The sequence below is a fragment of the Streptomyces sp. NPDC058663 genome (genome assembly GCF_042716745.1).
In the GTDB taxonomy this organism is placed as follows: Bacteria; Actinomycetota; Actinomycetes; order Streptomycetales; family Streptomycetaceae; genus Streptomyces.
In genome coordinates this window covers 55130-80931 of the sequence record NZ_JBHXRV010000016.1, presented here as the reverse complement: position 1 = coordinate 80931, position 25802 = coordinate 55130, and the positions used below count along the sequence as shown (strand labels likewise).

Here is a 25802-nt window from a genome sequence, read left to right as displayed (position 1 = left end):
CATGAGCGAGGCATTGTTGGCCCAGGAGGTGGGGGCGGCGCCGGCCGTCGTCCCCGCCTCGGGGGCCCGTCAGTTCTGGCGGCGGCTGCGCGCGCAGCGGGCCGCCGTGGCCGCAGCCGTTGTGGTCGGACTCCTCGTGCTGGTGGCGCTCGCCGCGCCGCTGCTCACCGCGCTGGAGGGGCAGGACCCGAACACCTTCCACCCCGCGCTCGTCGACTCGGCGGCGGGCGGCGCACCGCTCGGCCCGTTCGGCGGGATCAGCGCCGAGCACTGGCTCGGCGTGGAGCCGCAGACCGGCCGCGACCTGTTCGCCAGGGTCGTGTACGGGGCGCGGGTCTCCCTCGGGGTCGCCCTCGCCGCGACCGTGCTCCAGGTGCTCCTCGGGGTCCTCATCGGACTCGCCGCGGGACTCGGCAGCCGCACCGTCGACCAGGTGCTCAGCCGGCTCACCGACGTCAACGTGGCCATGCCGCTGATGGTGATCGCCCTCGCGCTGCTCGCGATCGTCCCCGCCGGCTTCCCCCGGCCGGTGCTGATCGCGCTGGTCGTCGGCGTGCTCGGCTGGGCAGGCACCTCCAAACTCGTCAGGGCGCAGACACTGATGCTCAAGACGCTGGACTACGTGTCCGCCGCCCGCCTCAGCGGCTGGGGCACCTGGCGGATCGCCCGGCGCGAGCTGCTGCCCGCGCTGGCCGCGCCCGTCCTCACGTACACCGCCCTGCTGCTGCCGCAGAACATCGTCGTGGAGGCCGCCCTGTCCTTCCTCGGCATCGGTATCAAGCCGCCGACGCCCTCCTGGGGACAGATGCTCACGGACGCCGACATCTGGTACCAGGCGGCGCCCACCTATCTGCTCGTCCCGGCGGCGCTCCTGTTCGTGACGGTGCTCGCGATGACGGTGCTGGGCGAAGGCGTACGGACGGCACTCGACCCGAGGTCGCGGTCCCGGCTGGGATCCGCCGCACGCGCGCGTGGAGTGTTCCGCCGCAGAGGGGCAGGTGTGCGATGACCGGCTTCCTGCTGCGCAGGCTCGGCGGGGCGTTCTTCGTGCTCTGGGCGCTGAGCGTGCTGCTCTACCTGGTCTTCTACGTCGCCCCCGGCGATGTCGCACAGATCGCCTGTGGTCCGCGCTGCTCACCCGTCCAGGTGGCGCAGGTGCACGACCAACTGCGGCTCGGCGACCCCCTGTGGGTGCAGTACGGCCACTTCGTGGAAGGCGTGATCGCCGGCCGCGACTTCTCCTCGGGAACGGGCGTGCTGCACTGCGACGCGCCGTGCCTGGGGCTCTCGTACCAGAGCGACCAGCAGGTCACCCAGCTCATCCTGACCAGGCTCCCGGTCACCGGTTCGCTGGTCGTGGGCGCCCTGGTGCTGTGGCTGCTGCTCGGCGTCGGCACCGGCGTGCTGTCGGTGTGGCGGCGCGGGCGGCCTACCGAGCGGGTGCTGACCTGGCTCACCCTCGCGGGGACGGCCACCCCGGTCTTCGTGATCGGACTGCTGCTGATCATCGCGTTCTGCTCGACGCTCCAGTGGCTGCCCTTCCCGAGTTACGTCCCCTTCGCCGAGGACCCCGAGCAGTGGGCCTGGAACCTGCTGCTGCCGTGGGTGTCGCTGGCCGCCATCGAGTCCGCCAAATACGCGCGGCTGACCAGGAGTTCCATGCTGGAGACACTTGCCGAGGACCATGTGCGGACCTTCCGCGCCTACGGCGTGAGCGAGCGCGCGCTCGTCGGGCGGCACGCGCTGCGCGGCGCGCTGGCACCCGTGATCACACTGAGCGCGATGGACGTCGGAACGATGTTCGGCGGCGCGGTGCTCACCGAGTCGCTGTTCGGACTGCCCGGAATCGGGCGGGAACTGGTCGAAGCGGTGAAGGTCGTCGACCTGCCGGTGGTGGTCGGGATGGTACTGGTGACGGGATTCTTCGTGGTGCTCGCAGGCGCCCTCGCGGACGTGCTGCACGTGGTGGCCGACCGACGGGTGGTACTGGCATGAGCGAGTTCCTCGTCGAGGTGTCGGACCTCTCGGTGACCTTCCCCGGCGACGGGGCCTCGGATCCGGTCGCCGCCGTACGGGACCTGTCCTTCACCCTGGCCAAGGGCGGCGCGCTCGCCCTGGTCGGCGAGTCCGGATCCGGCAAGAGCGCCACCGCCTCCGCCCTGCTCGGGCTGCACCGGGGGACAGGCGCCCGGGTCGAGGGCCTGGTGCGGGTCGCCGGCGTGGACGTGACAGCGGCCTCGGAGGCCGAACTGCGGGCGCTGCGCGGGGCGAAGGCCGCCATGGTCTTCCAGGACCCGCTGTCCTCACTGGACCCGAACTACGCCGTCGGCGACCAGATCGCCGAGGTCCTGCGCGTACACCGCAAGGTGTCCCGGCGGGACGCACGCGCGCGTGCCGTGCGAGTACTGGAGCGGGTGGGCATCGCGGACGCCGCACGCAGGTCCCGCGCGCGGCCGCACGAATTCAGCGGCGGCATGCGGCAGCGCGCACTGATCGCCATGGCGCTCGCCTGCGCACCCGAACTGCTCATCGCCGACGAACCCACCACCGCCCTCGACGTCACCGTGCAGGCCCAGATCCTGGACCTGCTGCACGGGCTGCGGCGCGAGGAGGGCATGGGGCTGCTGCTGGTCACCCACGACGTGGGAGTGGCGGCCGAGAGCGCAGACGACGTCCTGGTGATGCGCGAAGGGCGGGCGGTCGAGCGCGGCCCCGTACGGGATCTGCTGTCCGCGCCCCGGGACACGTACACGAAGGCGCTCCTGGCGGCGGTGCCGCGCCTGGACGGCCCGCTGAAGGACTCCACGGGCCCGGCGGCCGGCGAACCACTGCTCGAAGCCGTCGCACTGCGGCGCGAGTTCGGGCGGCGCGGGAGAGCCGTGACGGCCGTCGACGACGTGTCGCTGACCGTGCACCGTGGCGAGACCCTCGGCATCGTCGGCGAGAGCGGCAGCGGAAAGACCACGCTCGGGCGGATGCTCGTGCGTCTGCTGGAGCCCACCTCGGGCCGCCTCCTTTACGGGGGTAGGGAGAGCAGCCCGGGGCGGGCGTCCGGCACCCGGGGCATGCGCGGTGTGCGGGGCACGCGGGGTGCGCCGGGCTCGCGGGGTGCCTCGGGCTCGCTGGGTGCTCCGGGCTCGCGCGGTGCTCCGGGCGGTTTCGGTGTGCAGATGGTGTTCCAGGACCCGGTGGCGTCCCTCAACCCGCGCCGCAGCATCGGCGAGTCCATCGCGGACCCGCTGCGCGCGGCCGGCGAGCGCGACGAGAGGGTGCTCCACGCGCGCGTGCGGGAGCTGCTGGAGCGGGTCGGACTCGACCCCGACCGCTACGACCGCTACCCGCACGAGTTCAGCGGCGGCCAGCGTCAGCGCGTCGGCATCGCCCGCGCGCTGGCCCCCTCGCCCCAGCTGGTGGTCTGCGACGAACCGGTCTCCGCGCTGGACGTCACCACCCAGGCACAAGTGATCGCACTGCTCGCGGAGTTGCAGCGGGACCTGGGGCTCTCGCTGGTCTTCGTCGCGCACGACCTCGCCGTCGTACGGCAGGTGAGCGACCGGATCGTCGTCATGAAGGACGGCAGGATCGTCGAACAGGGCGACGTCGGCCAGGTCTACGGCTCGCCCACCGAGGCGTACACCCAGCAGCTGCTGGCCGCCGTGCCCACGCTCGACCCGGTGCGGGCGGCGGCCCGCAGAACGGCCCGCGAGGAGTTGACGCACGCCTGACGTCCGTGCCGCGGGGCCCGTCCGGTACGGGGCCCGCGCACGCGCGCGTACCTCTCTAGCGCGAGAGAACGCGGGCCACGCGCGAAAGTTACGACTGTTCACCCCTTCCGGTGGTGCGATGGACAACCGTCCGTCGCACCACCGGCATGTCCGCATACGGTCGGTCCCGCTGCGAGTCGCCGGTTCAACGGCGGCTGTCCACAAGGGAGATCGGGGGTGCACACGTGCGGATCGCACTGCTCACGGAGGGTGGCTACCCGTATGCGACCGGTGAATCCAGATTCTGGTGCGACCGGCTCGTGCGCGGCCTCGCGCGGCACGACTTCCACCTCTACGCCCTGAGCCGCAGCGCGGACCAGGAGGAACAGGGCTGGCTGGCGCTGCCCCCGCAGGTCCAGCGGGTGCGGACGGCGTCACTGTGGTCCTCGGAGACGGAGTTCAGGACCGCGCACGGACGGCTCGGCGGACGGGGCTACGGACGGCGCGACCGGCGCCGGTTCGACGCCCACTTCGCGGACCTGGCCGGCGCCGTCTGCGGCAGCGAGGGAAGCCGTCCCGGCGCGGCGGCGGCGGAGCGTTTCTGCACCGGCCTGTACGGGCTCGCCGAACTCGCCCGCGAAAAGGGCGGACTGCACACCGCCCTGCGCTCCGAGTGTGCCGTGCGCGCCCTGGAGCGCGCCTGCCGCGCCCCCGGCGCCCCGCGTGTCGTACAGACCGCGAAGGTCAACGACTACCTGGTCTTCGCCGACCTCCTGGAACGCACCCTGCGTCCGCTCTCCCTCGACTGGTACGACGCGGGCGAGGGCGGCCTCGGTGCCGTCGACCTCTGCCACGCGGCGTCCGGGGGCGCGGCCGCCCTGCCCGGCCTGCTGGCCAAGCGGTTCTTCGGCGTACCCCTGCTGGTCACCGAGTACGGCGTACAGCTGCGGGCGCACTACCTCGCGGCCCAGGAAGCCGAGCTGAACGCACCCGTGCGCACGCTCCTGGCCGCCTTCCAGGGACTGCTGGCCGCCGAGGTGTACGCCCAGGCCGCCGTGATCACCCCCGGCAACGGGCACGCCCGCCGCTGGCAGGAGCGCTGCGGCGCCGACCGGGCCAAGCTGCGCACCGTGTACCCGGGGATGGAGTCCACGCGGTTCACCGAGGTCGGCGAGCGGGGCGGGGCGGGCGCGGACGGCACCCTGGTGTGGGTCGGCCGGGTGGAGCCCGCCAAGGACCTGGTCGCGCTGCTGCACGCCTTCGCGGCAGTGCACAGGGCCGAGCCCGACACCCGGCTGCGGATCATCGCCGCGCCGGTCGCCGACGGGGACGAGGTGGCGGCCGGCTACCTCGCGCACTGCCGGGCCCTGGCCGCCCAGCTGTTCCCGGACGAGGCGCGCGGGGCGTACGGGACGGGGGAGTGCCCGGTCGGCTTCGAGGAGATCGGCGGACCCGGTGCACCCGCACTGCCGGACGCGTACGCGGCGGGCTCCATCGTCGTGCTCTCCAGCGTCGTCGAGGGCTTCCCGATCGGACTGGTCGAGGCGATGTTCTGCGGGCGGGCGACCGTGTCGACCGATGTGGGCGCGGTGGTCGAAGTGATCGGCGGTACGGGCCTGGTGGTCCCGCCGCGCAATCCGCGCGCGCTCGCCGACGCCTGTCTGTCGCTGCTGCGCGACCCGGAGCGCAGGGCGCGGCTGGGTGCCGCGGGGCGTGCGCGGGCGCTCGAACTCTTCACGGTGGAGCAGAACCTCGCGGCATTCCGCGGCATCTACCTGGAGCTGGTTTCGCACTGCCCCGTGCGGCGCGAGGCGGTGGACGGGGACCCGCTGCCGTTCGAACTGGCGGCGGAGGCCTGTGTGCCGGGGGCTTGGAGGGGGGCGGTGGCGGGCGAGGCCGCGGAGGTGCCTGCGGTGTCTGCCGTTTCTGAGGCGCTCGCGGTGTCTGGGGTTCCTGAGGTACCTGCGGTGCCTGCGGTGCCTGCGGTGCCTGAGGTGCTCGCGGTGCTCGCGGTGCCTGCGGTGCCCGAGGTGTCGGAGGCGCCCGAGGTGCCTGAGCTGCCCGAGGTCGTGGGGCCGCCCGCCGTCGAGCGGGTGCCGACCTGGGCGGCGTACGCGGCCGATCACGAGCACGAGGCGCACGTCCGGAGCGAGGCGGTCGGCACCCTCACGGTGCTGGTCGACCGCGAGCCCCCACTTCCGCGGCCGGAGCACCTGTCCGGCCCGGGAGAGCGGATGACCGGCCTGGAGCGGCAGGTCGCGGGCCTGGGTGAGCGGCTGTCGGGGCTGGACACGCGGATGGCCGGGCTGGACACGAGGGTGTCGGGGCTGGACACGCAGGTGTCCGGGCTGGACAGGAGGCTGTCCGGTTTCGAGGACCGCACGGCGGCCGGGATCGCGGCCGCCCCCCGCTCGGCGCCCGCCGACGAAACGGATGCAGTACGGGAGGCACGTCCATGACCACGCAGACAGCAGACCCGACGGGCATGGCGGAGACCCCGGCCCACGGCACCCGGACGACGGTCGCCGACCGCACCCGGACCTCGGACCCCTCCGGGTCAGGGGCCGTGGGAGCGGGCTCCGCCCGAGCGGGGCGGACCGGCGCGGGGGCAGGGCAGTCCGGGGCCGGGCAGTCCGGGGCCGGGTGGGCCGGCAGCGGTTCCGTCCGGGGCGCCCTCGCCGGGCCCGTCCGTACCGGTCCCGCCGACCCCGTCCGGGTGCTCATGCACCGCCACCGCGAGCTGTGCGAACGGGCCGTCGACCCCCTGGAGATCGCCGCAGGCCTCGAGGCGCACGGCGTCACCGACCGCACCGCCGCCCGCTTCCGGCACCGGGACGTCTTCTCGCTCGCCGAGGAGCTCTACGCGCGCGTGCCCCGGGCGGACGAGGACGACACCCCGGCGCACGCGCCGGAGCCCGCCGACAACGACGGCGCACTGCCGACCGCCTGGGCGGCGTACGCGCTCCTGCCGGGCGCCCTGTGCGCCCTCACTCTGCTGGGTGCCGGGCACGCATCGGACGGCATGCGGATGGCGGTCCTCGTCCTCGGCACGCTCGCCACCGCCGCGGCCCTCCTGCTGTGCCTGCACCACGGGCCGCTGCGCGCCGAAGGGTACGCACCGTGGACCCGCACCGGCTGGCTGCTGCTGTACGCGGTCCTCGGCGACGGCGTGGTGACCCGGCTGCTCGGCGAGGGCCCGCTCTGGGCGCCCGCACCCGCCGTGCTCGTCGGGCTCACCGCGGCAGTGGCCCCCGCCGCGTGGTGTGCGCGGCTGCTGACCGTACAGGCGCACCGCAGGCTCGCCGTGAGCCGCGGCACCGAGGACTTCGGGGCAGCCGTCAGGCCGCTGCTTTTCGGCGTGTTCGGGCTCTACGCCCTGGCCCTGACCGTGCTGCTGTACGGGGCCGCCAGGCTCGGCTTCGGCGGGGACTTCGCACTGTCCGCCCTCGCCGTCGGGGCACTGCTCTTCCTGGCCCGACTGCTCGCCGTGCACGGCCTGCCCGGGGCGGGATCCACCGGGCTCACCTTCGCCTGCGCCGCCGAGGTGACCGTACTCGGCTCCCTGCTGGCAGCCCGGCTGCCGGGCTGCGAGGCACTGGCAGGGCCGGTGCGCACCCTGGTGCGGGAGTGGGGCGCGGGCGCCGTGCCCGCCCTCGCCTGCGGGGCCGCCGCACTGGGGCTCCTCGGCCATGCGGCGGTCGCCCTGTCGCGGGCCTCCGCCCACGCGGGGCGGCGCGACTGACCCGCCCGAAACCGCGCCCGCGCGGACCGGGCCCGCCCGCACCCCGGCGCACCGCTCCTCGGACACACCCCGTCCTTGCGCACCCAGCCCACCCCTCAGCGGCACACGCGGTACCCGCAGCACGCAGTACCCGTACAACACCCCCAAGGAGAACGTCACATGACCCCCCAACCCCCTCTCTCCGTGCAGTCCGCGCGCGTCCGCCGGTACCGGGGGGACGCACGATGAGGGTTCTGCTGCTCGGCGCCAACGGATACCTCGGCCGCTTCGTCGCGGACCGCCTCCTCGCCGACCCCGCCGTCCAGCTCACCGCCCTCGGAAGGGGCGACGACGCGGACGTACGGTTCGACCTGGCCACCGGCAGCCCGGGAGCGCTGACCCGCTTCCTGGACGCCGTGCACCCCGGAGTCGTCGTCAACTGCGCCGGGGCCACCCGGGGCGGCGCCCGCGACCTCACCCGGCACAACACCGTCGCCGTCGCCACCGTCTGCGAGGCGCTCCGGCGCAGCGGCTGCGGAGCCAGGCTCGTCCAGCTCGGCTGCGCCGCCGAGTACGGCCCCTCGCAGCCGGGCTCCTCGACCGCCGAGGACGCGGTGCCGCGCCCCGGCGGCCCGTACGGCGTCAGCAAGCTGGCGGCCACCGAACTCGTCCTCGGCTCGGGCCTGGACGCGGTCGTCCTGCGGGTGTTCTCACCGGTCGGGCCCGGCACTCCCGCCGGTTCCCCGCTCGGCCGGCTCGCCGAGGCGATGCGCCGCGCCATGCAGTCCGGCGACGGGGAGCTCAAGCTCAGCGGTCTGGGAGTGCAGCGCGACTTCGTGGACGTACGGGACGTGGCCCGCGCCGTGCACGCCGCCTCGCTGTCGGCCGCGCAGGGCGTCGTCAACATCGGCACCGGACGCGCGGTGCGGCTGCGCGACGCGGCCGCCGTCCTCGCCCGGGTCGCCGGATACGGCGGCGCACTGCACGAGCTGGACGCCCCCAGCGGCTACGCCGGCTCCGCCGCCGCCAGCGCGGCGATGCGCAACGGCGGAGTGCCGACCATCGGTGCCCCCCGCTCCCCGGACTCCCTGACCGAACACCTCGGGGCGACCCCCTACCCGTACCCGGACGGGTGCGGCAGCTGGCAGCAGGCCGATGTGCGCACCGCCCGCGACCGGCTCGGCTGGCGGCCCCGGATCAACCTGGAGGAATCCCTCGCCGACATCTGGATGGAGGCGGCGTGCCGCATCTGACCACCTCCGGCGCCGTCCGCCCCGCCCTGGGGGCGGACCGGCTCGGGCTCGGTGCCCCCGGCTACGCGCACCCGCTGCTCGCACCGGCGGAATGGGCCGAACTGCTGCGCTTCTCCCGGCTGTACGCGACGGGCCCGGGGCATGCCGCCCCGCTGCACTGGACCGTGCTCAACGTCGCCGACGGGCCCGGCGCGCGCCCCGACCCGCACTGCCTGGAAGCCGTGGGACGGCTGCGCAACGCGGGACTCAGGGTGCTCGGGCATCTCGATCTCACCTACGGATTCCGGGAGTTCGGCGAGCTGATCACGGATGCCCGGCACTTCCTGGACTGGTACCGGGTCGACGGCTTCTACCTGGACCGCTGCCCCGTCGAGCGGACGGAGCTGCCGGAGACCCGGCGGCTCACCGAGACCCTGCGGACGATGCTCCACGGCACCGACGCCCTCGACGGCGGCCGGCTCGTCCTGGGGCACGGCACCCATCCGTACGCCGGATACGCGGAGACCGCCGACCAGCTGGTGACCTTCGCAGGACCGTGGACGGACTACCGCTGGTCCCAGGCGGCCCCGTGGACGGCCGCGTACCCGGCCTCGCGGTTCTGCCACCTGGTGCACGGGGTGCCGCGCACGCACCTGGAGGAAGCGCTGCGGACCGCCCGCTGGCAGGGCGCAGGGACGATCTGGTTCACGGACCGGACGGACCGGGACAGGGCGGGTGACCAGGCAGGCAGTCCCTGGGAGGGGCTGCCCGGCTACTGGGACGAAATCGTCTCGCGGATCGGACCTGGTGTCTCGGAATGAGAAGGGGCGTGGCAGTGTTACGAGACATAACCAGCCTCTTGAAGCCCCCGCACGAGCGGGGATGACCCTGGAGTTTTCGTGTCGCTGCCACCCCTGGTCGAGCCGGCTGCCGAGCTCACCGTTGACGAGGTCCGTCGGTACTCCCGCCACCTGATCATCCCGGACGTCGGGATGGACGGGCAGAAGCGCCTGAAGAACGCCAAGGTGCTCGCCGTGGGCGCCGGCGGCCTCGGGTCTCCCGCTCTGATGTACCTGGCCGCCGCCGGAGTCGGCACGCTCGGCATCGTCGAGTTCGACGAGGTCGACGAATCGAACCTGCAGCGCCAGATCATTCACAGCCAGGCCGACATCGGCCGTTCCAAGGCCGAGTCCGCCAAGGACTCGGTCCTCGGCATCAACCCGTATGTGAACGTCGTCCTGCACGAAGAGCGGCTCGAAGCCGAGAACGTGATGGAGATCTTCTCCCAGTACGACCTCATCGTCGACGGCACCGACAACTTCGCCACCCGCTACCTGGTGAACGACGCGTGCGTGCTGCTGAACAAGCCGTACGTCTGGGGCTCGATCTACCGCTTCGACGGCCAGGCCTCCGTCTTCTGGTCCGAGCACGGCCCCTGCTACCGCTGCCTCTACCCGGAGCCCCCGCCGCCGGGCATGGTTCCCAGCTGCGCCGAGGGCGGCGTCCTCGGTGTGCTCTGCGCGTCCATCGGCTCCATCCAGGTCACCGAGGCCATCAAGGTCCTGACCGGTGTGGGCGACGCGCTGGTCGGCCGCCTGATGATCTACGACGCCCTGGAGATGCAGTACCGCCAGGTCAAGGTCCGCAAGGACCCCGACTGCGCCGTCTGCGGCGAGAACCCGACCGTCACCGAGCTCATCGACTACGAGGCCTTCTGCGGCGTCGTCTCCGAGGAGGCCCAGCAGGCGGCGGCCGGTTCCACGATCACTCCCAAGCAGCTCAAGGAGTGGATCGACGCCGACGAGAAGATCGAGATCATCGACGTCCGCGAGCCGAACGAGTACGAGATCGTCTCGATCCCGGGCGCCAAGCTGATCCCCAAGAACGAGTTCCTGATGGGCACCGCTCTGGAGAGCCTGCCGCAGGACAAGAAGATCGTCCTGCACTGCAAGACGGGCGTCCGCAGTGCGGAAGTCCTCGCGGTCCTGAAGTCCGCGGGCTTCAGCGACGCGGTGCACGTCGGTGGCGGCGTGATCGGCTGGGTCCACCAGATCGAGCCGGAGAAGCCGGTCTACTAGACCCGACGCGCTCCTGACCGGGGGCCGGGCGGCCGAAGAGGCCGCCCGGCCCCTTCGGCTTTCCGCCCCTCCTGCCGCGGGCCGGCTATCCGCAGACCGTTCCCGACGCCGGTATTTTTCCGTCCAGGAAGTACGCGTTCACCGCCCGCGCCACGCACGCGTCGCCGGACGGGTACGCGCCGTGCCCCTCACCCTTGAACGTCAGGTGCACACCGACCCCCTTGCCCAGTTCCCGCGCCATCTTCAGCGAGCCCTCGAACGGTGTCGCCGGGTCCCCCGTGCCGCCGACGACCAGGATCGGCGCGGCCCCGGGGGCCGACACCTCCGGCGTCTCGTGCGCGCCGGGCACCGGCCAGGAGGCGCACCACCCCGCCAGGTCCCAGGCCAGGTAGGGGCCGAAGGCGGGGGACACCTTGCGGAAGTCCGCCAGGTGCCGCGCGCGGACCTCGTCGGCGGTCACCCGGCCCTTGGCGTCGGCACAGGAGATGGCACGCTGCGAGTGGTTCGCGGTGCTGTAGTGGCCGCGTGCGTCACGGTTGTTGTACGAGTCGGCGAGCCGCAGCAGGGGGGCTCCGTCGCCCTGCTCCGCCGCCGACAGCGCCCGGGTGAGCGTGGGCCAGCTCTGCCGGCTGTAGAGCGGGGCGATGATGCCGGTGAGCGCGAGGCTCTGGGTGAGCTCGCGCCCGCCGCCCGCCGCACCGGTGGGCAGCGGCGCCCGGTCCAGGCGGTCGAGGAGCCGCACCACGCGCGCGGTGCCGTCCTTGGGCGGCGTACCCCCGTCGCGGAAGTAGTTGTCCAGGGCCCGCTGGAAGCCGAGGGCCTGGTTGCGGGAGTGGCCGACGACGTCGGCGGCCGGGTCCACGACCGCGTCCAGGGTGAGCCGCCCCACTTTGCCGGGGAACAAGTGGGCGTAGACACCGCCCAGTTCGGTGCCGTAGGAGAAGCCGAAGTAGTGCAGCTTCGGGTCGCCGAGCGCCTGGCGGAGCACATCGAGGTCGCGGGCCGCCCCGGTGGTGCCGACGTGCGGCAGGATCTTGCCGGAGCGCTGTGCGCAGCCCGCTCCGAAGGCCTTGGCGTCGGCGAAGTACGCCTTCTCCTCGGCGGGGGTGTCCGGGGTGGAGTCCAGGGCGAGGGAGGCCTCCGTGGCCCGGTCGTCCCGGCAGACCACCTCGGAACTCTCCGCCACGCCCCGGGGGTCAAAGCCGACCAGGTCGTACCGCCCGTGCAGGGTGCTGAACAGCTCGCTCATGCCGGGGAGCGCGGCCACTCCGGAGCCGCCGGGGCCACCGAAGTTGAACAGGAGCGAACCGATCCGGTCGCCGCCGTTCCTGGCGCGGGAGCGGATCAGGGCGATGCCCAGGGTCTCGCCCGCCGGCTTCGCGTAGTCCAGGGGGACCTTGGCGGTGGCGCACTGCCACTCCGCGCCGGGCGCCACCGCGTCGCTGCCGTTCGCCTTCACCGGGGCCGCGCAGGCCTTCCAGGCCAGCTTCTGGCCGGTGATCGAGGCCGGCAGGGCGGACGCAGCGTCCGGCGCGGCCGACGGCTCGGAGGACGCCCGCCCTCCAACTGCCGGACCGCCCTCGCGCGTCGGGGCCGGTGCGGCGCCCTGCCCCGGGGAGCACGCCGCGGCGGCGACCGCGGTCGCCGCCACCGCCGCCAGCACCGACCCCGCCCGTACGTACCGTTTTCCGCGCCGTGCCATGGCAGACCCCCGTCGCTCCGCTCCCCGTACCCGCCCCGTGATCGAAAGCGAGTACCAATATCCTAGGGGCGACCACTGACAGTGACCGAAATCCCTTGCGGGGCCCGGCCGCTACTCGCAGACCCGGCCCGCCGCCGGAACCTTCCCGGCCAGCAGGTAGTCGTCCACGGCCGTCTTCACGCACGCGCTTCCGCTGTTGTACGCGCCGTGACCCTCGCCCTTGTACGTCAGCTCGATGCCGACGCCCTTGCCGAGCTTCTGCGCCATCTTCCGCGCCCCCTCGTAAGGGGTCGCGGGGTCACCGGTGTTGCCGATGACCACGATCGGCGCCGCGCCCGGGGCGCTCACGTCCGGCGTCACCCACTGCCCGGGCACCGGCCACGACGAGCAGCCGGACAGGCCCCAGGCCAGGAAGTCGCCGAAGACGGGGGACGCCCTGCGGAACTCGGTGACCTTCGACTTGGCGTGGGCGAGGCCGTAACGCTCCTTGGAGTCCACGCAGTTGATGGCGGCGTTGGCGGCACCGATGTTGCTGTACGTACCGTCCTGGTTGCGGCCGTTCATGGCGTCGGCGAGGACCAGCAGCAGGGAGCCGTCGCCACCGTCCGCCTCGTCGAGACCCTGCTCCAGGTACGGCCAGAAGTCCTTCGAGTAGAGCGTCTGGACAATGCCGTTGGTGGCCTGGCTCTGAGTCAGCTGCCGGCCGCCGCCGGCCGGGACCGGCTTCTTGTCGAGACGCTGGAGGAGCGCGACGACGCCGGCCTCGATCTCGGCGGGCGAACTGCCCTCCAGCTTGCAGTCGTCACCGCGCGCCACACAGTCCTTGGCGAAGTTGGTCAGGGCCAGCTGGAAGCCCTTGGCCTGGCCCAGCGAGCCCTGTTCGGAGGTCTGCGTGGGGTCCACGACCGCGTCGAAGACCGCCCGGCCGACCCGCTTGGGGAACAGATGGGCGTAGACACCGCCCAGCTCGGTGCCGTACGAGATGCCGAAGTAGTGCAGCTTGTCGTCGCCGAGCACCTGGCGCATCAGGTCGAGGTCCTTGGCCGCGTTGGTGGTGCCGACGTGCGGCAGCACCGCCCCGGAGTTCTTCTCGCAGGCGTCGGAGTACCTCTTGAGGCCCTCGGCATACGCCCGCTCCTCGGCCGCGTCGTCGGGCGTCATGTCCTCGGCGTAGTACGCGTCGAGGGCCTTGGCGTCCTGGCACTCCACCGGCGCGCTGCCGCCCACACCCCGGGGGTCGAAGCTCACCAGGTCGTACCGGGAGCGCAGCTTCTCGTAGTCCTTGCCGAAGCCCGGCAGACCGGTCACCCCGGAGCCGCCGGGGCCGCCGAAGTTGAAGATCAGCGAGCCGATGCGGTTCTTCCGGTCGGCGGCCTCGGCCCGGATCAGGGCCAGTTCGATGCGCTCGCCGTCCGGCTCGGCGTAGTCGCGCGGCACCTTCATCGTGGCGCACTGCCAGGCCGTGCCGCCGGGCAGCGGTGACGGCTTCGCACCTTCCCCCTGCGCGGCGCTGGGCGCCGGACAGTCCGCCCAGTCGAGTTCCTGGGCGGCGAGGTCCTGCTTCTTGTCGCCGTCGCTCCTGTTCTTGCCGCCGCCGTCGGAACATCCGGCGAGGGACAGCAGTACGGCGACGGAGGCGGCCAGTGCCGGGGCGCGCAGTGCGGAAGGGGTAGACATGCCCCCCATCGTGCTTGGTACCACTCCGGGCCGCGCGCGCCGGGGGCCAAGCGGGTGCCGCAGGCAGCGGCCCGTCCCTGCGCGACGCACCCTGCTCGTGGCCCGGTACCCGCGCCCTACAGCGCCCCCTTGCGCGTGAGCCGGTTGAAGCACAGCCAGCCCGGCAGCACCGGCAGCCAGAACGTCAGCAGCCGGTACAGCAGCACCGCGGGCGTCGCGATGGAGGCCGGCAGCCCGGCGACGCTCAGCGCGCCGATCAGCGCGCCCTCCACCGCGCCGACACCACCGGGCGTCGGCACCGCGGAGCCCACCGCGTTCGCCGTCAGGAACACCACGGCGACGGTGGCGTAACTGAGATGGTCGCCTTCGCCCTGTCCGAACGCGCGGATCGACGCGTCCAGACACATCACGAACACCACCGTCAGCAGCACCATGCCGCCGATGCCGGTCGCCAGCTTCTTCGGCCGCTGCAGCACGTCGAGCAGCCGCGGCACCACACCGGCGAACAGCGAACGCACGCGTGTGACGACGAACTTCCGCAGGAACGGTACGGCTGTCACGATCATCGCCAGCACCGCCGCCGTCAGCAGGCCGGCGATCACCGTCCGGGACGGGTTCTCCCAGGAGGTCCGCTCGGTTCCGGTCACATAACCGAAGATCATCAGCAGTCCGATGTGGCTCGCCAGACCGAACAGCTGTGAAGCGCCCACGCTCGCCACCGCCAGGCCCGGACGTACGCCGGCCTTCTGCAGGAAGCGGGTGTTGAGTGCCACGCCGCCGATCGCGGCCGGCGCCACCAGTTTCACGAAGGACCCGGCGACCTGCGCCTTGACGGTCTGCCAGAACGACACCTTCTCGGGCACGAAGCCCAGCAGGCTCATCGCCGCCGCCACGTAACTGAGCGCGGAGAACAGCGCCGCCACGGCGACCCAGCCCCACTTCATCGTGGCGAACGCGTCGGTGATCGGGTTCTTCAGCAGGTACGAGATCAGGATGTACGCGGCGAAGGCGCCCGCCAGCATGCTGATCAGAGTGCGCGGCTTGACGCGCTCCAGCCGGGCCGCCTCGACCGGGGCCTGCGGGCGGATCAGCAGCACCTGGTGGCGGATCTGCGTCAGCAGATCCTCCTCCCTGGCGCCCTCCACCGCCTCGTCGATGGCCTCCTTCTCGGCCTTCTTCTCCGCCCGTACGGCCTTGCGTCCGTCCGGAGCGGCGGCCTCCGCGCCCTTCTCGCGGGCCCGCGCCTCCTTCGATGCCTTCGACGCCTCGATGACGGCGTCCCGCTCCCGCTGCGAGCGCTCGCGACCCAGCCGGCGCAGCGTCGCGCGCGTGGAGCGGGAGAGCGCGATCGGCTGCAGCAGCGGAAGGCTGTCGGCGACCGTGTCCGGGCCCAGTACCTCCAGCGCGGCGGCCACCGCCCGTTCGGCCCCGGTGCGCAGCCCCAGCGTCGTCAGCAGCTGAGCCACGTCCATCCGCAGGACGACATCGCCCGCGGCGATCTCACCGCCGCGCAGGTCGGTCAGGATCACCGTGCCGGAACGATCCACCAGAATCGCGTCACCGGCCAGCCTGCGGTGCGCGATGCGCCGTGACTGGAGTGCCTTCACCTGGCGCCAGGCGTCCTGCAGCAACTCGTCGGTGATCTCCTCGTCCGGCAGCGAGTCCAAGGTGCGCCCGCCCAGGTGCTCGTACACGAGCATCACCGCGTCCGGGCCCAGCTCGGAGGTGGCGATCAGCTTCGGGGCGTTCGCACCGGCCGCGATCGCCGCGTACGCCAGCAGCGCCTCCTGCTCCAGCGCCTGGCGCAGCGACTGGATGGAGCGGCGCTGGGTGATGCCACGCAGGGTCAGCCTGCGCCACACCCGGTAGAAGAAGCCGTGTGCCTGCTGCTCCCGGTCCACGACCGTGATGTCGAGCGGTGGGCCGTCCTCCAGGGTGACGATGTAGCGCCGCCCCCGGTCGCCCTGGTCGCTCAGGTCGATCGGCTCCTCGGCGCGCATCGCGGTCACCGGCCGGAAGCCCACGTGCCGCAGTCCGGCGAGGAGGGTCTGGCCGGTGGGCCGCACATTGGGGGAGCCCACCGCGTAGAGCGTCGCGTACGCCACCGTCCAGCCGATCAGGACCGTCACCACGATCGACAGCGGGGTGGTCTGGCCGCCGACGAGCACCGCGAACGCGTTCAGCAGCAGCACCGCCCACAGGGCCACCCGCCAGCGCGGCCGCCGGGCCATCCCGACGGCTGTCATGTACGCGATGACCGGGGCGAGGTAGCCGTGCACCGGATCCGTGAGCTGCCCGGTGCCGTCGCTGGAGATCCGGGTGAGGGCCTCACGGATGCTCTCCGGAGCGGGGCCGGAGACCCACAGGTCGGTGGCGAGGGCCACCCCGTGCGCGAGGACGGCCGCCAGGACGCCGTCGGCGATCCGCAGCCCGTCGCGCTTGATGAGCCGCTCGATCGCGAAACCGACGGGGAGGATCAGCACGGCGATGCTGGAGATCAGCCCCGCCAGCCGGACGATGACGACCGGAGTCTGCTTCGTGCCCTCCAGGATGTCCTTCTCCAGGCCGGACGCCGTCCCGTGGGCGAACGCGGCCATCGCGATCACACAGATGATGCCGAGTACACCGGACAGCAGCCGCACCAGGTCGGCGGGGCGGTGCACCCGGGCGGCGAGCAGCGGCTCGTCACCCGAGACGCGCTCCACGTGCCCCTCGCCGGTCAGCTCGGCGGCATCGGCGGCCGTCATTCCGGGGACCACCAGGGTGGCGCCCGTCCGAGGGGCTTCCGGCTGCGCGGAACCCGCCGGGGAGGACCCTTCGCGGGGGACGTCCGGGTCCGGGTCCTGCCGCGTCTCGTTCGCCCGCGGGGCGTCCGGGTCCGGGCGTGGGACGGCGTCAGGAGCGCCTGCCGCCGGTTGAGGCTGCACGTCCTGCTCCTTCGTCGTCGTCTCTTCTGGGTCTCGTCTCACCAGTCATTGCCCGGATGATGGTGGCATGACCGGATGCCCGGGGGAGCTGTCAGGGTGCTGTGCCCGCAATTGCCCCGCGCGTCGCACGCGCGCGTAGAGCGGTCGCCGCGCTGTCGGTGGGGTGGTGCAGGATGGGCCGGATGAGCGAGACGCCTGCCGTGAGCGAGACGCTCCCGGAGTACGCGGAACGGGTCCTTGCCGTCGCGGAACTGATTCCGCCCGGCCGGGTGATGACGTACGGGGACGTGGCCGAGTGGCTGAACCAGGAGGCGGACCCCGGCGACGGGAGCAGCGGTGAACGCCCGGCGGGCGGCGGCCCCCGGCAGGTCGGCCGGGCGATGTCGCTGTACGGGGGCGCCGTCCCCTGGTGGCGGGTGGTCCGCTCGGACGGCCATCTGCTGCCCGGCCACGAGCTGCGCGCACTGGAGCGGTACCGGGCCGAGGGCACCCCGCTGCGCACGGCGGGCCGCAGCACCGAGGGGCATCTGCCGCGCCTGGACATGCGGCGGGCACGTTGGGACGGCGGCACCGACTCCGGCGGAGGCGGAGGCGGAGGCCGGACGGGCGGCTCGTGAGGCGCCGGGAGCGCCTGCGGCTCCACGCGCCGGGGGCGCGTGTGCGGCTTTCCGCGCCGGGGGCACACCTGCGGCCTTCTGCGCCCCGAGCACGCCTGCGGCTTTACGTGCCTCGAGCACGCCTGCGGCTTTCCGCGCTCCAAGCACGCGTGCGGTCCTCAGTGCCCGGGGCGCGTGTGCGCGGAAACGGCGAGTGGTACGGCTCACACGGTCCAGCTTCCGCCATCGCGGGCCTGCCGGGGCTGTCCGAGGACCGTACGGGGGACAGGGCGTGGTGTCGCAGGGCTGCGGGGCCACGCACGTGCGTGACCTGCTCCGGCGTGACGGAGTCCGGCGGCGCGGCCACCGGGGGAGCAGAGACTGCCGCGGGCACCCGCGGGGCGGGCGCGCGTGCGGAGCCGCTGCGTCCAGTACGTCTCCTGGCGTAGCGTCGACCGCACGCGGTACGTCCGGCACGCATCCCACAGCGGCCCCCCGGACCCCGTACAGCACAGTCATCCTCCACGGCCGCAAGGCAACCAGCACACCACCCACCAGGACCGGCGATCCACGTGAGCACCTCCATCTCCTCGGGCCCCACGGGTTCCCCGGGGGTCTCCCCCCGGCCCCACCGGCGGAAGCGGCAGGGGACCCCGGGCGCGTACCGGCTGGTCCGCACGGCCCCGGGGAGGACGGACCCCCCTCTGCTGGACGCACACCAGCGCGCGGTGGTTGACCACGTCCGGGGACCGCTGCTCGTGCTCGCCGGACCCGGCACCGGGAAAACGACCACCCTGGTGGAGGCGGTCGCCGCCAGGATCGCGGCCGGGGCCCGCCCCGAGCGGCTCCTCGTCCTGACCTTCAGCCGCAAGGCCGCCGTCGAACTCCGCGACCGCATGGCCCTGCGCCTGGGCTCCCGGCAGGCCCCGCAGGCCACCACCTTCCACTCGTACTGCTACGCCCTGGTCCGCGCCCACCAGGACAGCGACCTGTTCAGCGAACCGCTGCGGCTGCTGTCGGGCCCCGAACAGGACGTGGCGGTACGGGAGCTGCTGGCCGGTGAGATCGACCTGGAGAAGGCCGGGCTCGCCCACGTCAGCTGGCCCGACGAACTGCGTGCCTGCCTCACCACCCGCGGGTTCGCCGACGAGGTGCGCGCGGTGCTGGCCCGCAGCCGCGAGCTGGGCCTGGGCCCCGGCGCCCTGCGCGACTTCGCCGAGCGGCTGGGGCGCCCCGACTGGAAGGCCGCCGCGACCTTCCTCGCCGAATACCTCGACGTCCTCGACATGCAGGGCGTCCTCGACTACGCGGAACTCGTGCACCGGGCGGTGCTGCTCGCCGAGCGCGAGGCGGCGACAGGGCGGCTCGCCGCCTCCTACGACGCGGTGTTCGTCGACGAGTACCAGGACACCGACCCCGCCCAGGTACGGCTGCTGCACGCGCTGGCCGGCGCGGGCCGCACCCTGGTGGCCTTCGGCGACCCCGACCAGTCGATCTACGCGTTCCGGGGCGCCGACGTCGGCGGCATCCTCGACTTCCCGCAGACCTTCCGCCGCGCCGACGGCGGACCCGCCCGCGTCGAAGTCCTCACCACCTCCCGCCGCTCCGGCGCGGACCTGCTCGCCGCCACCCGCCTGCTCACCCGCCGCATGCCGCTGACCCGGCTGCCCGCCGCGGCCGTAAGGGCCCACCGGGAGCTGTCCGCCGTGCGCGAGGGCGGCCGGGTCGAGGTCTGCACCTACCCCACGGCGGGCGCCGAACTGGACAACGTGGCGGACATCCTGCGCAGGGCGCACCTGGAGGACGGCGTCCCGTGGAGCGAGATGGCGGTCCTGGTCAGGGCGGGCGGGCGCACCATCCCCTCGGTGCGCCGCGCGCTGACCTCCGCCGGCGTACCGCTGGAGATCGACGGCGACGACCTGCCGCTGCGCCACGAGCCGGCGGTGACACCACTGCTGACGGCGCTGCGGGCGGTCGCCACGGCGGCACTGGAACAGGCGCCGCGGACGCCGTTCCGGGCGGAGCCGGAGGGCGCCGCGGCGGAGGAGAGCCACGCGCGGGGCGCGGGCGACGGAGACGCCGACCACGCGCGTGTGGACGGAGACGCCGACCACGTCCCCGAGCGCGCGGACGGAGACGCCGACCACGCCCACGCGCGCGTGCAGGCGGCCGGGGCCGGGGCGGCGTCCGCCGTGCGGGTGCCCGGCTGGCTCGGCACCGAGACGGCCGTCGAGCTGCTCTCCTCGCCCCTCGGCGGCATGGACGCCGCCGACCTGCGCCGCCTCGGGCGGGCACTGCGCGACGAGGAGCGGGCCGCGGGCAACCCGGTGCCGCCGCCCTCCGACCTTTTGCTCGCCCAGGCTCTCGCCGAACCCGAGCGGCTCGCCGCGCACGACCCGGCGTACGCGCGCGGGGCGCAGATCCTGGGCACCCTGCTGCGCAAGGCCCGCGAGCTCCTGGCCGGCGGCGGTACCGCCGAGGACGCACTGTGGGCGCTGTGGGACGGCACCGGCTGGCCGGACCGGCTGGAGCGGTCCGCGCTGCGAGGCGGCCCGGCCGGCCGCAACGCCGACCGCGACCTGGACGCGGTGTGCGCGCTGTTCGACACCGCTGCGCGCGCGGAGGAGCGCTCCGGGGGGCGCGGCGCGCTCAACTTCCTGGAGGAGCTGGACGCCCAGGACATCGCCGCCGACACCCTCAGCAGGCGCACCGTGCGCGCCGATGCGGTACGGCTGATGACCGCGCACCGCTCCAAGGGGCTGGAATGGCGGCTGGTCGTCGTCACCGGGGTGCAGGAGGGCCTGTGGCCCGACCTGCGCCGCCGGGGCTCCCTCCTGGAGGCCGACCGCATCGGCCGCGACGGCCTCGCCGAACCGCTCACCCCCGGCGCCCTCCTCGCCGAGGAGCGCCGACTCTTCTACGTGGCCGCCACCCGTGCGCGCGAGCGCCTCGTCGTCACCGCCGTGCGGGCCCCCGCCGACGACGGCGACCAGCCGTCCCGCTTCCTCACCGAACTCGGTGTCGAGCCGCGCGACGTGACCGGGCGCCCCCGCCGCCCGCTCGCGGTCTCCGCGCTGGTCGCCGAACTCCGTGCCACCACCGTCGACCCGGACGCCTCCGAGGCGCTGCGGGACGCCGCGGCCCGCCGTCTCGCCAGATTGGCGGCGCTCAGCGACGACAACGGGCAGCCGATGGTGCCGGCAGCCCACCCCGACCACTGGTGGGGCCTCAACGAGCCGACGCACAGCGCGGTGCCGCTGCGCGACCGCGACCAGCCCGTCGTCCTCTCCGGCAGCGCGCTCGCCCAGCTCGCGAACACCTGCTCGCTCCAGTGGTTCCTGGGCCGCGAGGTCAAGGCGGACGCCCCGGCCACCGCGGCCCAGGGCTTCGGCAACGTGGTGCACGTGCTGGCGGACGAGGTCGCCTCCGGGCGCACCCCGGCCGACCTGGCCGTCCTCATGGAGCGGCTGGACTCGGTGTGGGACGCGCTGGCCTTCGACGCGCCCTGGAAGTCCCGGCAGGAGAAGGAGCACGCGCGCGTGGCGCTGGAGCGGTTCCTGCAGTGGCACGTGACGGACCGGGGCGGGCGGACCGCCGTCGCCACCGAGCACGACTTCGACGTGACGCTGGAGGCGGGCGGCGAGTACGAGGTGCGCATCCGGGGATCGATGGACCGGGTCGAGACGGACGCGCAGGGGCGGGCGTACGTCGTCGACTTCAAGACCGGCAAGTCGGCCCCGACCAGGGACGAGGTGGCCCAGCACCCGCAGCTGGCCGTCTACCAGCTGGCGGTACGGGAGGGGGCCGTGGACGACGTGTTCGGCCGACGCCCCGATCCCGGCGGTGCCGAACTCGTCCAGCTGCGGCAGAGCGCGGCGAAGAAGGACGGCGGGGACACCCTGCCCAAGATCCAGGCGCAGGAGCCGCTGGCCGGGGAATGGGTCGGGGACCTGCTGGCCACGGCGGCCGGACGGGTGCTCGACGAACGGTTCGCACCGAGCACGGGGACGCAGTGCACGCACTGCACGTTCCGCGCCTCGTGCAGTGCGCAGCCGGAGGGCCGGCAGGTGGTGGACTGACGGGGCGCCGGAGCGCCGGGGGTGCAGGGGGCGCCGTGCGGGCGGTGTGCTGACGGCCGCCCCCGCCGGACTCCCGTAAGGACAAAGTGCCTGGTCGAAGGCGTGCGGCGGGCGTTGTCAGTGGGTGCCGTTAGCCTTTTCGGGGTGACCACCAGAATCACCGACCCCGAGCAGCTCAAGCGGCTCCTCGGCATCCCGTTCACCCCGGAGCAGCTGGCGTGCATCACCGCACCCACCGCCCCGCAGGTCATCGTGGCCGGAGCCGGATCGGGCAAGACGACGGTGATGGCCGCACGGGTGGTGTGGCTGGTGGGCACCGGGAGGGTCGCCCCCGAGCAGGTGCTCGGCCTGACGTTCACCAACAAGGCGGCCGGCGAACTCGCCGAGCGCGTCCGCAAGGCGCTGGTCGCCGCCGGCATCACCGACCCCGACACCCTCGACCCCGACAACCCTCCCGGCGAACCCCGCATCTCCACTTACCACGCCTTCGCCGGCCAGCTCCTCACCGACCACGGCCTGCGCATCGGCCTGGAGCCCTCCGCCCGGCTGCTCGCCGACGCCACCCGCCACCAGCTCGCCGCCCGCGTCCTGCGCGAGGCCCCCGGCCCCTACCCCGCTCTCACCCGGTCCTTCGCCACCCTGGTCAGCGACCTCCTCGCGCTCGACGCGGAGCTCGCCGAACACCTGGTGAGCCCGCAGACCCTCCGCTCGTACGACACGGAACTGCTGCGCACCCTGGAGGGCCTCAAGCTCACCAACCCCGACCTGCGCAAGGTCCCCGAAGCAGCGGAAGCCCGCCGCGAACTCCTGGAACTGACCGTCCGCTACCAGGAGCAGAAGCGGACCCGGGACCTCCTCGACTTCGGCGACCAGATCGCGCTCTCCGCACGCCTCGCCGCCCTGCCCGAGGTGAGCGAGGCACTGCGCGGCGAGTTCCAGGTGGTGCTGCTCGACGAGTACCAGGACACCTCGGTGGCCCAGCGGCTGCTGCTCTCCGGCCTGTTCGGCGGCGGCACGGGGCACGCGGTGACCGCGGTCGGCGACCCCTGCCAGGCCATTTACGGCTGGCGCGGCGCCTCCGTCGCCAACCTCGACGACTTCCCCGAACACTTCCCGCACGCCGACGGCCGCCCCGCCGACCGTTACGCGCTCAGCGAGAACCGCCGCAGCGGCGGACGCCTCCTCGACCTCGCCAACGGCCTCGCCACCCCGCTGCGCGCCATGCACCGCGGCGTCGAAGCACTGCGCCCCGCCCCCGGCGCGGAGCGCGAGGGCACCGTCCGCTGCGCCCTGCTCCGTACGTACACCGAGGAGATCGAGTGGGTCGCCGACTCCCTCGCCCACCTGGTGCGCACCGGCACGGCGCCCGGCGACATCGCCGTCCTGTGCCGTACCGCCGGCGACTTCCCCGAGATCCAGGGGGCCCTGGTGGCCCGCGACATCCCCGTCGAGGTCGTCGGCCTGGCCGGACTGCTGCACCTGCCCGAGGTCGCCGACCTGGTCGCGGTCTGCGAAGTACTCCAGGACCCCGGCGCCAACGCCTCCCTGGTCCGGCTGCTCACCGGCCCCCGCTGGCGCATCGGCCCCCGTGACCTGGCCCTGCTCGGCCGCAGGGCGCGGCTCCTGGTCCACCGGGGCAGCGGCACGGACGAGGACCCCGACCGCAGGCTGGCGGAGGCCGTCGAGGGGGTCGACCCGTCCGAGGTGATATCGCTCGCGGACGCCCTGGACACCTTCCTCGAATCGGCCGGGGGAGCGGACGACGGCCTGCCGTTCTCAACCGAGGCACGGGTACGGTTCGCCCGCCTGGCCCGGGAACTGCGCGAGCTGCGCCGCTCGCTGGCCGACCCGCTCATGGACGTCCTGCACCGCGTGCTGAACACCACCGGGCTCGAAGTCGAACTGTCCGCGTCCCCGCAGGCGCTGGCCGCCCGGCGCCGCGAGACCCTCAACAACTTCCTCGACATCGCGGCCGGGTTCGCCTCCCTCGACGGCGAGGCCACCCTGCTCGCCTTCCTCGGCTTCCTGCGCACCGCCGCCCAGTACGAGAAGGGCCTGGACAACGCGCTGCCCGGCGGCGAGAACACCGTCAAGGTCCTCACCGCGCACAAGTCCAAGGGCCTGGAGTGGAAGGTGGTCGCCGCCCCCGGCCTGGTCAAGGGCACCTTCCCGAGCGAACGCACCCGCGAGTCCTGGACCTCCCAGGCCAAGGTCCTGCCGCACGCCCTGCGCGGCGACGCATCCACGCTGCCGCGGATCGAGGAGTGGGACGCCAAGGGCATCAAGCTCTTCAAGGAGCGGATGAAGGCCCACCAGCACACGGAGGAACTCCGCCTCGGGTACGTCACCTTCACCCGCCCCCGCGACCTGCTGCTCGGCTCCGGCCACTGGTGGGGGCCGAATCAGAAGAAGCCGCGCGGCCCGTCCGAGTTCCTCACGGCGCTCTACGAGCACTGCGCGGCGGGGCACGGCGAGATCGAGGTCTGGGCGGACGAGCCGGCACCCGACGAGGACAACCCCGCCCTTGCGGAGACCGGCACCGACCGGGCCTGGCCGCTCCCGCTCGACGACCGGGCGCTGCGCCGTCGCCGCCGCGCCGCCGCACAGGTGCTGACGCACCTCGACTCGCTGCGCGGCACACCGCAGCCGCCTCCGGAGCCGGAGGCCGCAGCCGAACCGGCGGCCTGGGAGGAGTGGGCCCCCGACGAGGAACCGCAGGAGGACCCCGAGGCCCCCGGCCACGAGGACCCGGCGCAGTGGGCAGCCCAGGACGAGGCCCCGGACCCCGCCGAGTGGGACACCCTGCTGACGGAACGCCCGCGCCCCGCGGGCGCCACAGCCGCGAAGGGGCAGGGCGCGGGGGCCGAGCCCTCGTGGGAGGAGGCCGGGAGGGACGTGCCACCGCCACCCCACACGGCTGTCCCCGACGCGACTGGCCACGGCCCCGCAGCCGCCCGACCGCACCCGGAAGAGGCCCCGCCCCACCCCGACGCTCCCGCACCCCACCGGGCCGAGCCCGCACCCCACCCCGACGCTCCCGCACCCCACCGGGCCGAGCCCGCACCCCACCCCGACGCTCCCGCACCCCACCGGGCCGAGCCCGCACCCCACCACGACGAGCACGGCCCCCACCGGAACGAGCCAGCACCCCACCACGACGAGCACGCACCCCACCGGAACGAGCCAGCACCCCACCGGAACGAAGCCCTGAGTCTCCTGGAAGAGGTTCCGCACCTCGCGGACTTCGTCCCCGCGCAGGGCGGTGCGTCCGGTGACCCCGCGTCCCAAGGGCGGGCCTCCATGGCGCTCACCCCCGAGGAGGCCCGCGCCGTCGACTCCTGGGACCGGGACTTCGACGCCCTCGCCGGCGAGCTCCGCAGGGCCAGGGCCGGCACCCGGGACGTACCCGTGCCGCCCGCGCTGTCCGCCACCCAGCTCATGCGGCTGGCCGCAGACCCCGACGGTTTCGCCCAGGAACTGGCCCGTCCCATGCCCAGGCCGCCGCAGCCCGCGGCCCGCCGGGGCACCCGGTTCCACGCGTGGGTGGAGTCCCGGTTCGAGGAACTGCCGCTGCCGATGCTCGGCCCCGAGGAGCTTCCCGGCGGAGACGAGGACGACATCGAGATCGCCGACGAGCGCGACCTGACCGCGCTCAAGGAGGCGTTCGAGCGGACCTCGTACGCCCGCAGGACCCCGTACCGCACGGAAACCCCGTTCCACCTCACCCTCGCGGGCCGGGTGGTCCGCGGCCGGATCGACGCCGTCTACCGGGACGAGACCACCGGGACGTACGAGATCGTCGACTGGAAGACCAGCCGCACCCGGGCCGCCGACCCGCTCCAGCTCGCGATCTACCGGCTGGCCTGGGCGGAGCTGCACGGGCTGCCCCCCGAAGAGGTGCTCGCCACATTTCTGTACGTCCGCAGCGGGGAGACTGTCCGCCCCGGCGGCCTGCCGGGCCGCCGGGAACTGGAGCGCATCCTGTCCGGCGAGCCCTCCGCCGACGTACCCGCGACGACCGGGCAACCCCGCTCCGGCCGGTCCAGGACCCGGCCGCCGGACGCCGCACCCCCGCCGGAGAGTTAG

Annotated in this window: 13 protein-coding genes and 1 pseudogene; 11 read left to right on the top strand and 3 right to left on the bottom strand. The window is 73.7% G+C overall.

Annotation, left to right across the window (positions count from 1 at the left end; translation table 11 throughout):
• Nucleotide 1: 1 nt before the first annotated feature.
• The 8 genes and pseudogenes from ACFWVV_RS14400 to moeZ all read left to right on the top strand — a co-directional run bounded on the left by ACFWVV_RS14400 (nucleotide 2) and on the right by moeZ (nucleotide 10735).
• Nucleotides 2-1009 (top strand): ABC transporter permease, encoded by a 1008-nt coding sequence (locus tag ACFWVV_RS14400; protein ID WP_384346178.1) that lies wholly within the window; start codon nucleotides 2-4, stop codon nucleotides 1007-1009.
• On the top strand, nucleotides 1006-1995 hold the full coding sequence (locus ACFWVV_RS14395) for an ABC transporter permease (protein WP_384346175.1): 990 nt from the start codon (nucleotides 1006-1008) through the stop codon (nucleotides 1993-1995). The genes ACFWVV_RS14400 and ACFWVV_RS14395 overlap by 4 nt, the downstream gene beginning before the upstream one ends.
• Nucleotides 1992-3725 carry a dipeptide ABC transporter ATP-binding protein gene (locus ACFWVV_RS14390; RefSeq protein WP_384346173.1) on the top strand — a complete coding sequence of 578 codons (1734 nt, stop codon included), beginning with the start codon at nucleotides 1992-1994 and terminating at the stop codon, nucleotides 3723-3725. The genes ACFWVV_RS14395 and ACFWVV_RS14390 overlap by 4 nt, the downstream gene beginning before the upstream one ends.
• Nucleotides 3726-3949: 224 nt before the next feature.
• A pseudogene (locus ACFWVV_RS14385) lies at nucleotides 3950-5665 on the top strand (DUF3492 domain-containing protein); the annotation flags it as partial.
• A gap of 494 nt (nucleotides 5666-6159) precedes the next feature.
• Nucleotides 6160-7446, top strand: a complete 1287-nt coding sequence (locus ACFWVV_RS14380; protein ID WP_384346170.1) for a hypothetical protein — start codon at nucleotides 6160-6162, stop codon at nucleotides 7444-7446.
• Nucleotides 7447-7670: 224 nt separating this feature from the next.
• Nucleotides 7671-8678 (top strand): NAD-dependent epimerase/dehydratase family protein, encoded by a 1008-nt coding sequence (locus tag ACFWVV_RS14375; protein ID WP_384346167.1) that lies wholly within the window; start codon nucleotides 7671-7673, stop codon nucleotides 8676-8678.
• The gene (locus tag ACFWVV_RS14370) at nucleotides 8666-9478 is read left to right on the top strand and encodes a spherulation-specific family 4 protein (protein WP_384346164.1); all 813 of its coding nucleotides are present in this window, start codon (nucleotides 8666-8668) and stop codon (nucleotides 9476-9478) included. Before ACFWVV_RS14375 ends, ACFWVV_RS14370 begins: the two co-directional genes overlap by 13 nt.
• A gap of 78 nt (nucleotides 9479-9556) precedes the next feature.
• A complete protein-coding gene (moeZ, locus tag ACFWVV_RS14365) occupies nucleotides 9557-10735 on the top strand; it encodes an adenylyltransferase/sulfurtransferase MoeZ (protein WP_384346161.1) in 1179 nt (392 codons plus the stop codon).
• Between the two features lie 85 nt (nucleotides 10736-10820).
• On the opposite strand, the gene ACFWVV_RS14360 is transcribed toward moeZ, so the two are convergent.
• The 3 genes from ACFWVV_RS14360 to ACFWVV_RS14350 all read right to left on the bottom strand — a co-directional run bounded on the left by ACFWVV_RS14360 (nucleotide 10821) and on the right by ACFWVV_RS14350 (nucleotide 17041).
• Nucleotides 10821-12437, bottom strand: coding sequence for an alpha/beta hydrolase (locus ACFWVV_RS14360; protein ID WP_384346158.1), 1617 nt, complete (start codon nucleotides 12435-12437; stop codon nucleotides 10821-10823).
• 111 nt (nucleotides 12438-12548) lie between these two features.
• On the bottom strand, nucleotides 12549-14114 hold the full coding sequence (locus ACFWVV_RS14355; RefSeq protein ID WP_384346155.1) for an alpha/beta hydrolase: 1566 nt from the start codon (nucleotides 14112-14114) through the stop codon (nucleotides 12549-12551).
• 116 nt (nucleotides 14115-14230) lie between these two features.
• Nucleotides 14231-17041, bottom strand: coding sequence for a flippase-like domain-containing protein (locus tag ACFWVV_RS14350; RefSeq protein WP_384346153.1), 2811 nt, complete (start codon nucleotides 17039-17041; stop codon nucleotides 14231-14233).
• 173 nt (nucleotides 17042-17214) lie between these two features.
• On the opposite strand from ACFWVV_RS14350, the gene ACFWVV_RS14345 reads away from it, so the two are divergent.
• The 3 genes from ACFWVV_RS14345 to ACFWVV_RS14335 all read left to right on the top strand — a co-directional run bounded on the left by ACFWVV_RS14345 (nucleotide 17215) and on the right by ACFWVV_RS14335 (nucleotide 25802).
• On the top strand, nucleotides 17215-17658 hold the full coding sequence (locus ACFWVV_RS14345; protein ID WP_384346150.1) for an MGMT family protein: 444 nt from the start codon (nucleotides 17215-17217) through the stop codon (nucleotides 17656-17658).
• Nucleotides 17659-18203: 545 nt separating this feature from the next.
• On the top strand, nucleotides 18204-21716 hold the full coding sequence (locus tag ACFWVV_RS14340) for an ATP-dependent helicase (RefSeq protein WP_384346462.1): 3513 nt from the start codon (nucleotides 18204-18206) through the stop codon (nucleotides 21714-21716).
• Nucleotides 21717-21860: 144 nt separating this feature from the next.
• Complete coding sequence (locus tag ACFWVV_RS14335; protein WP_384346147.1) at nucleotides 21861-25802, top strand: UvrD-helicase domain-containing protein; 3942 nt, start codon at nucleotides 21861-21863, stop codon at nucleotides 25800-25802.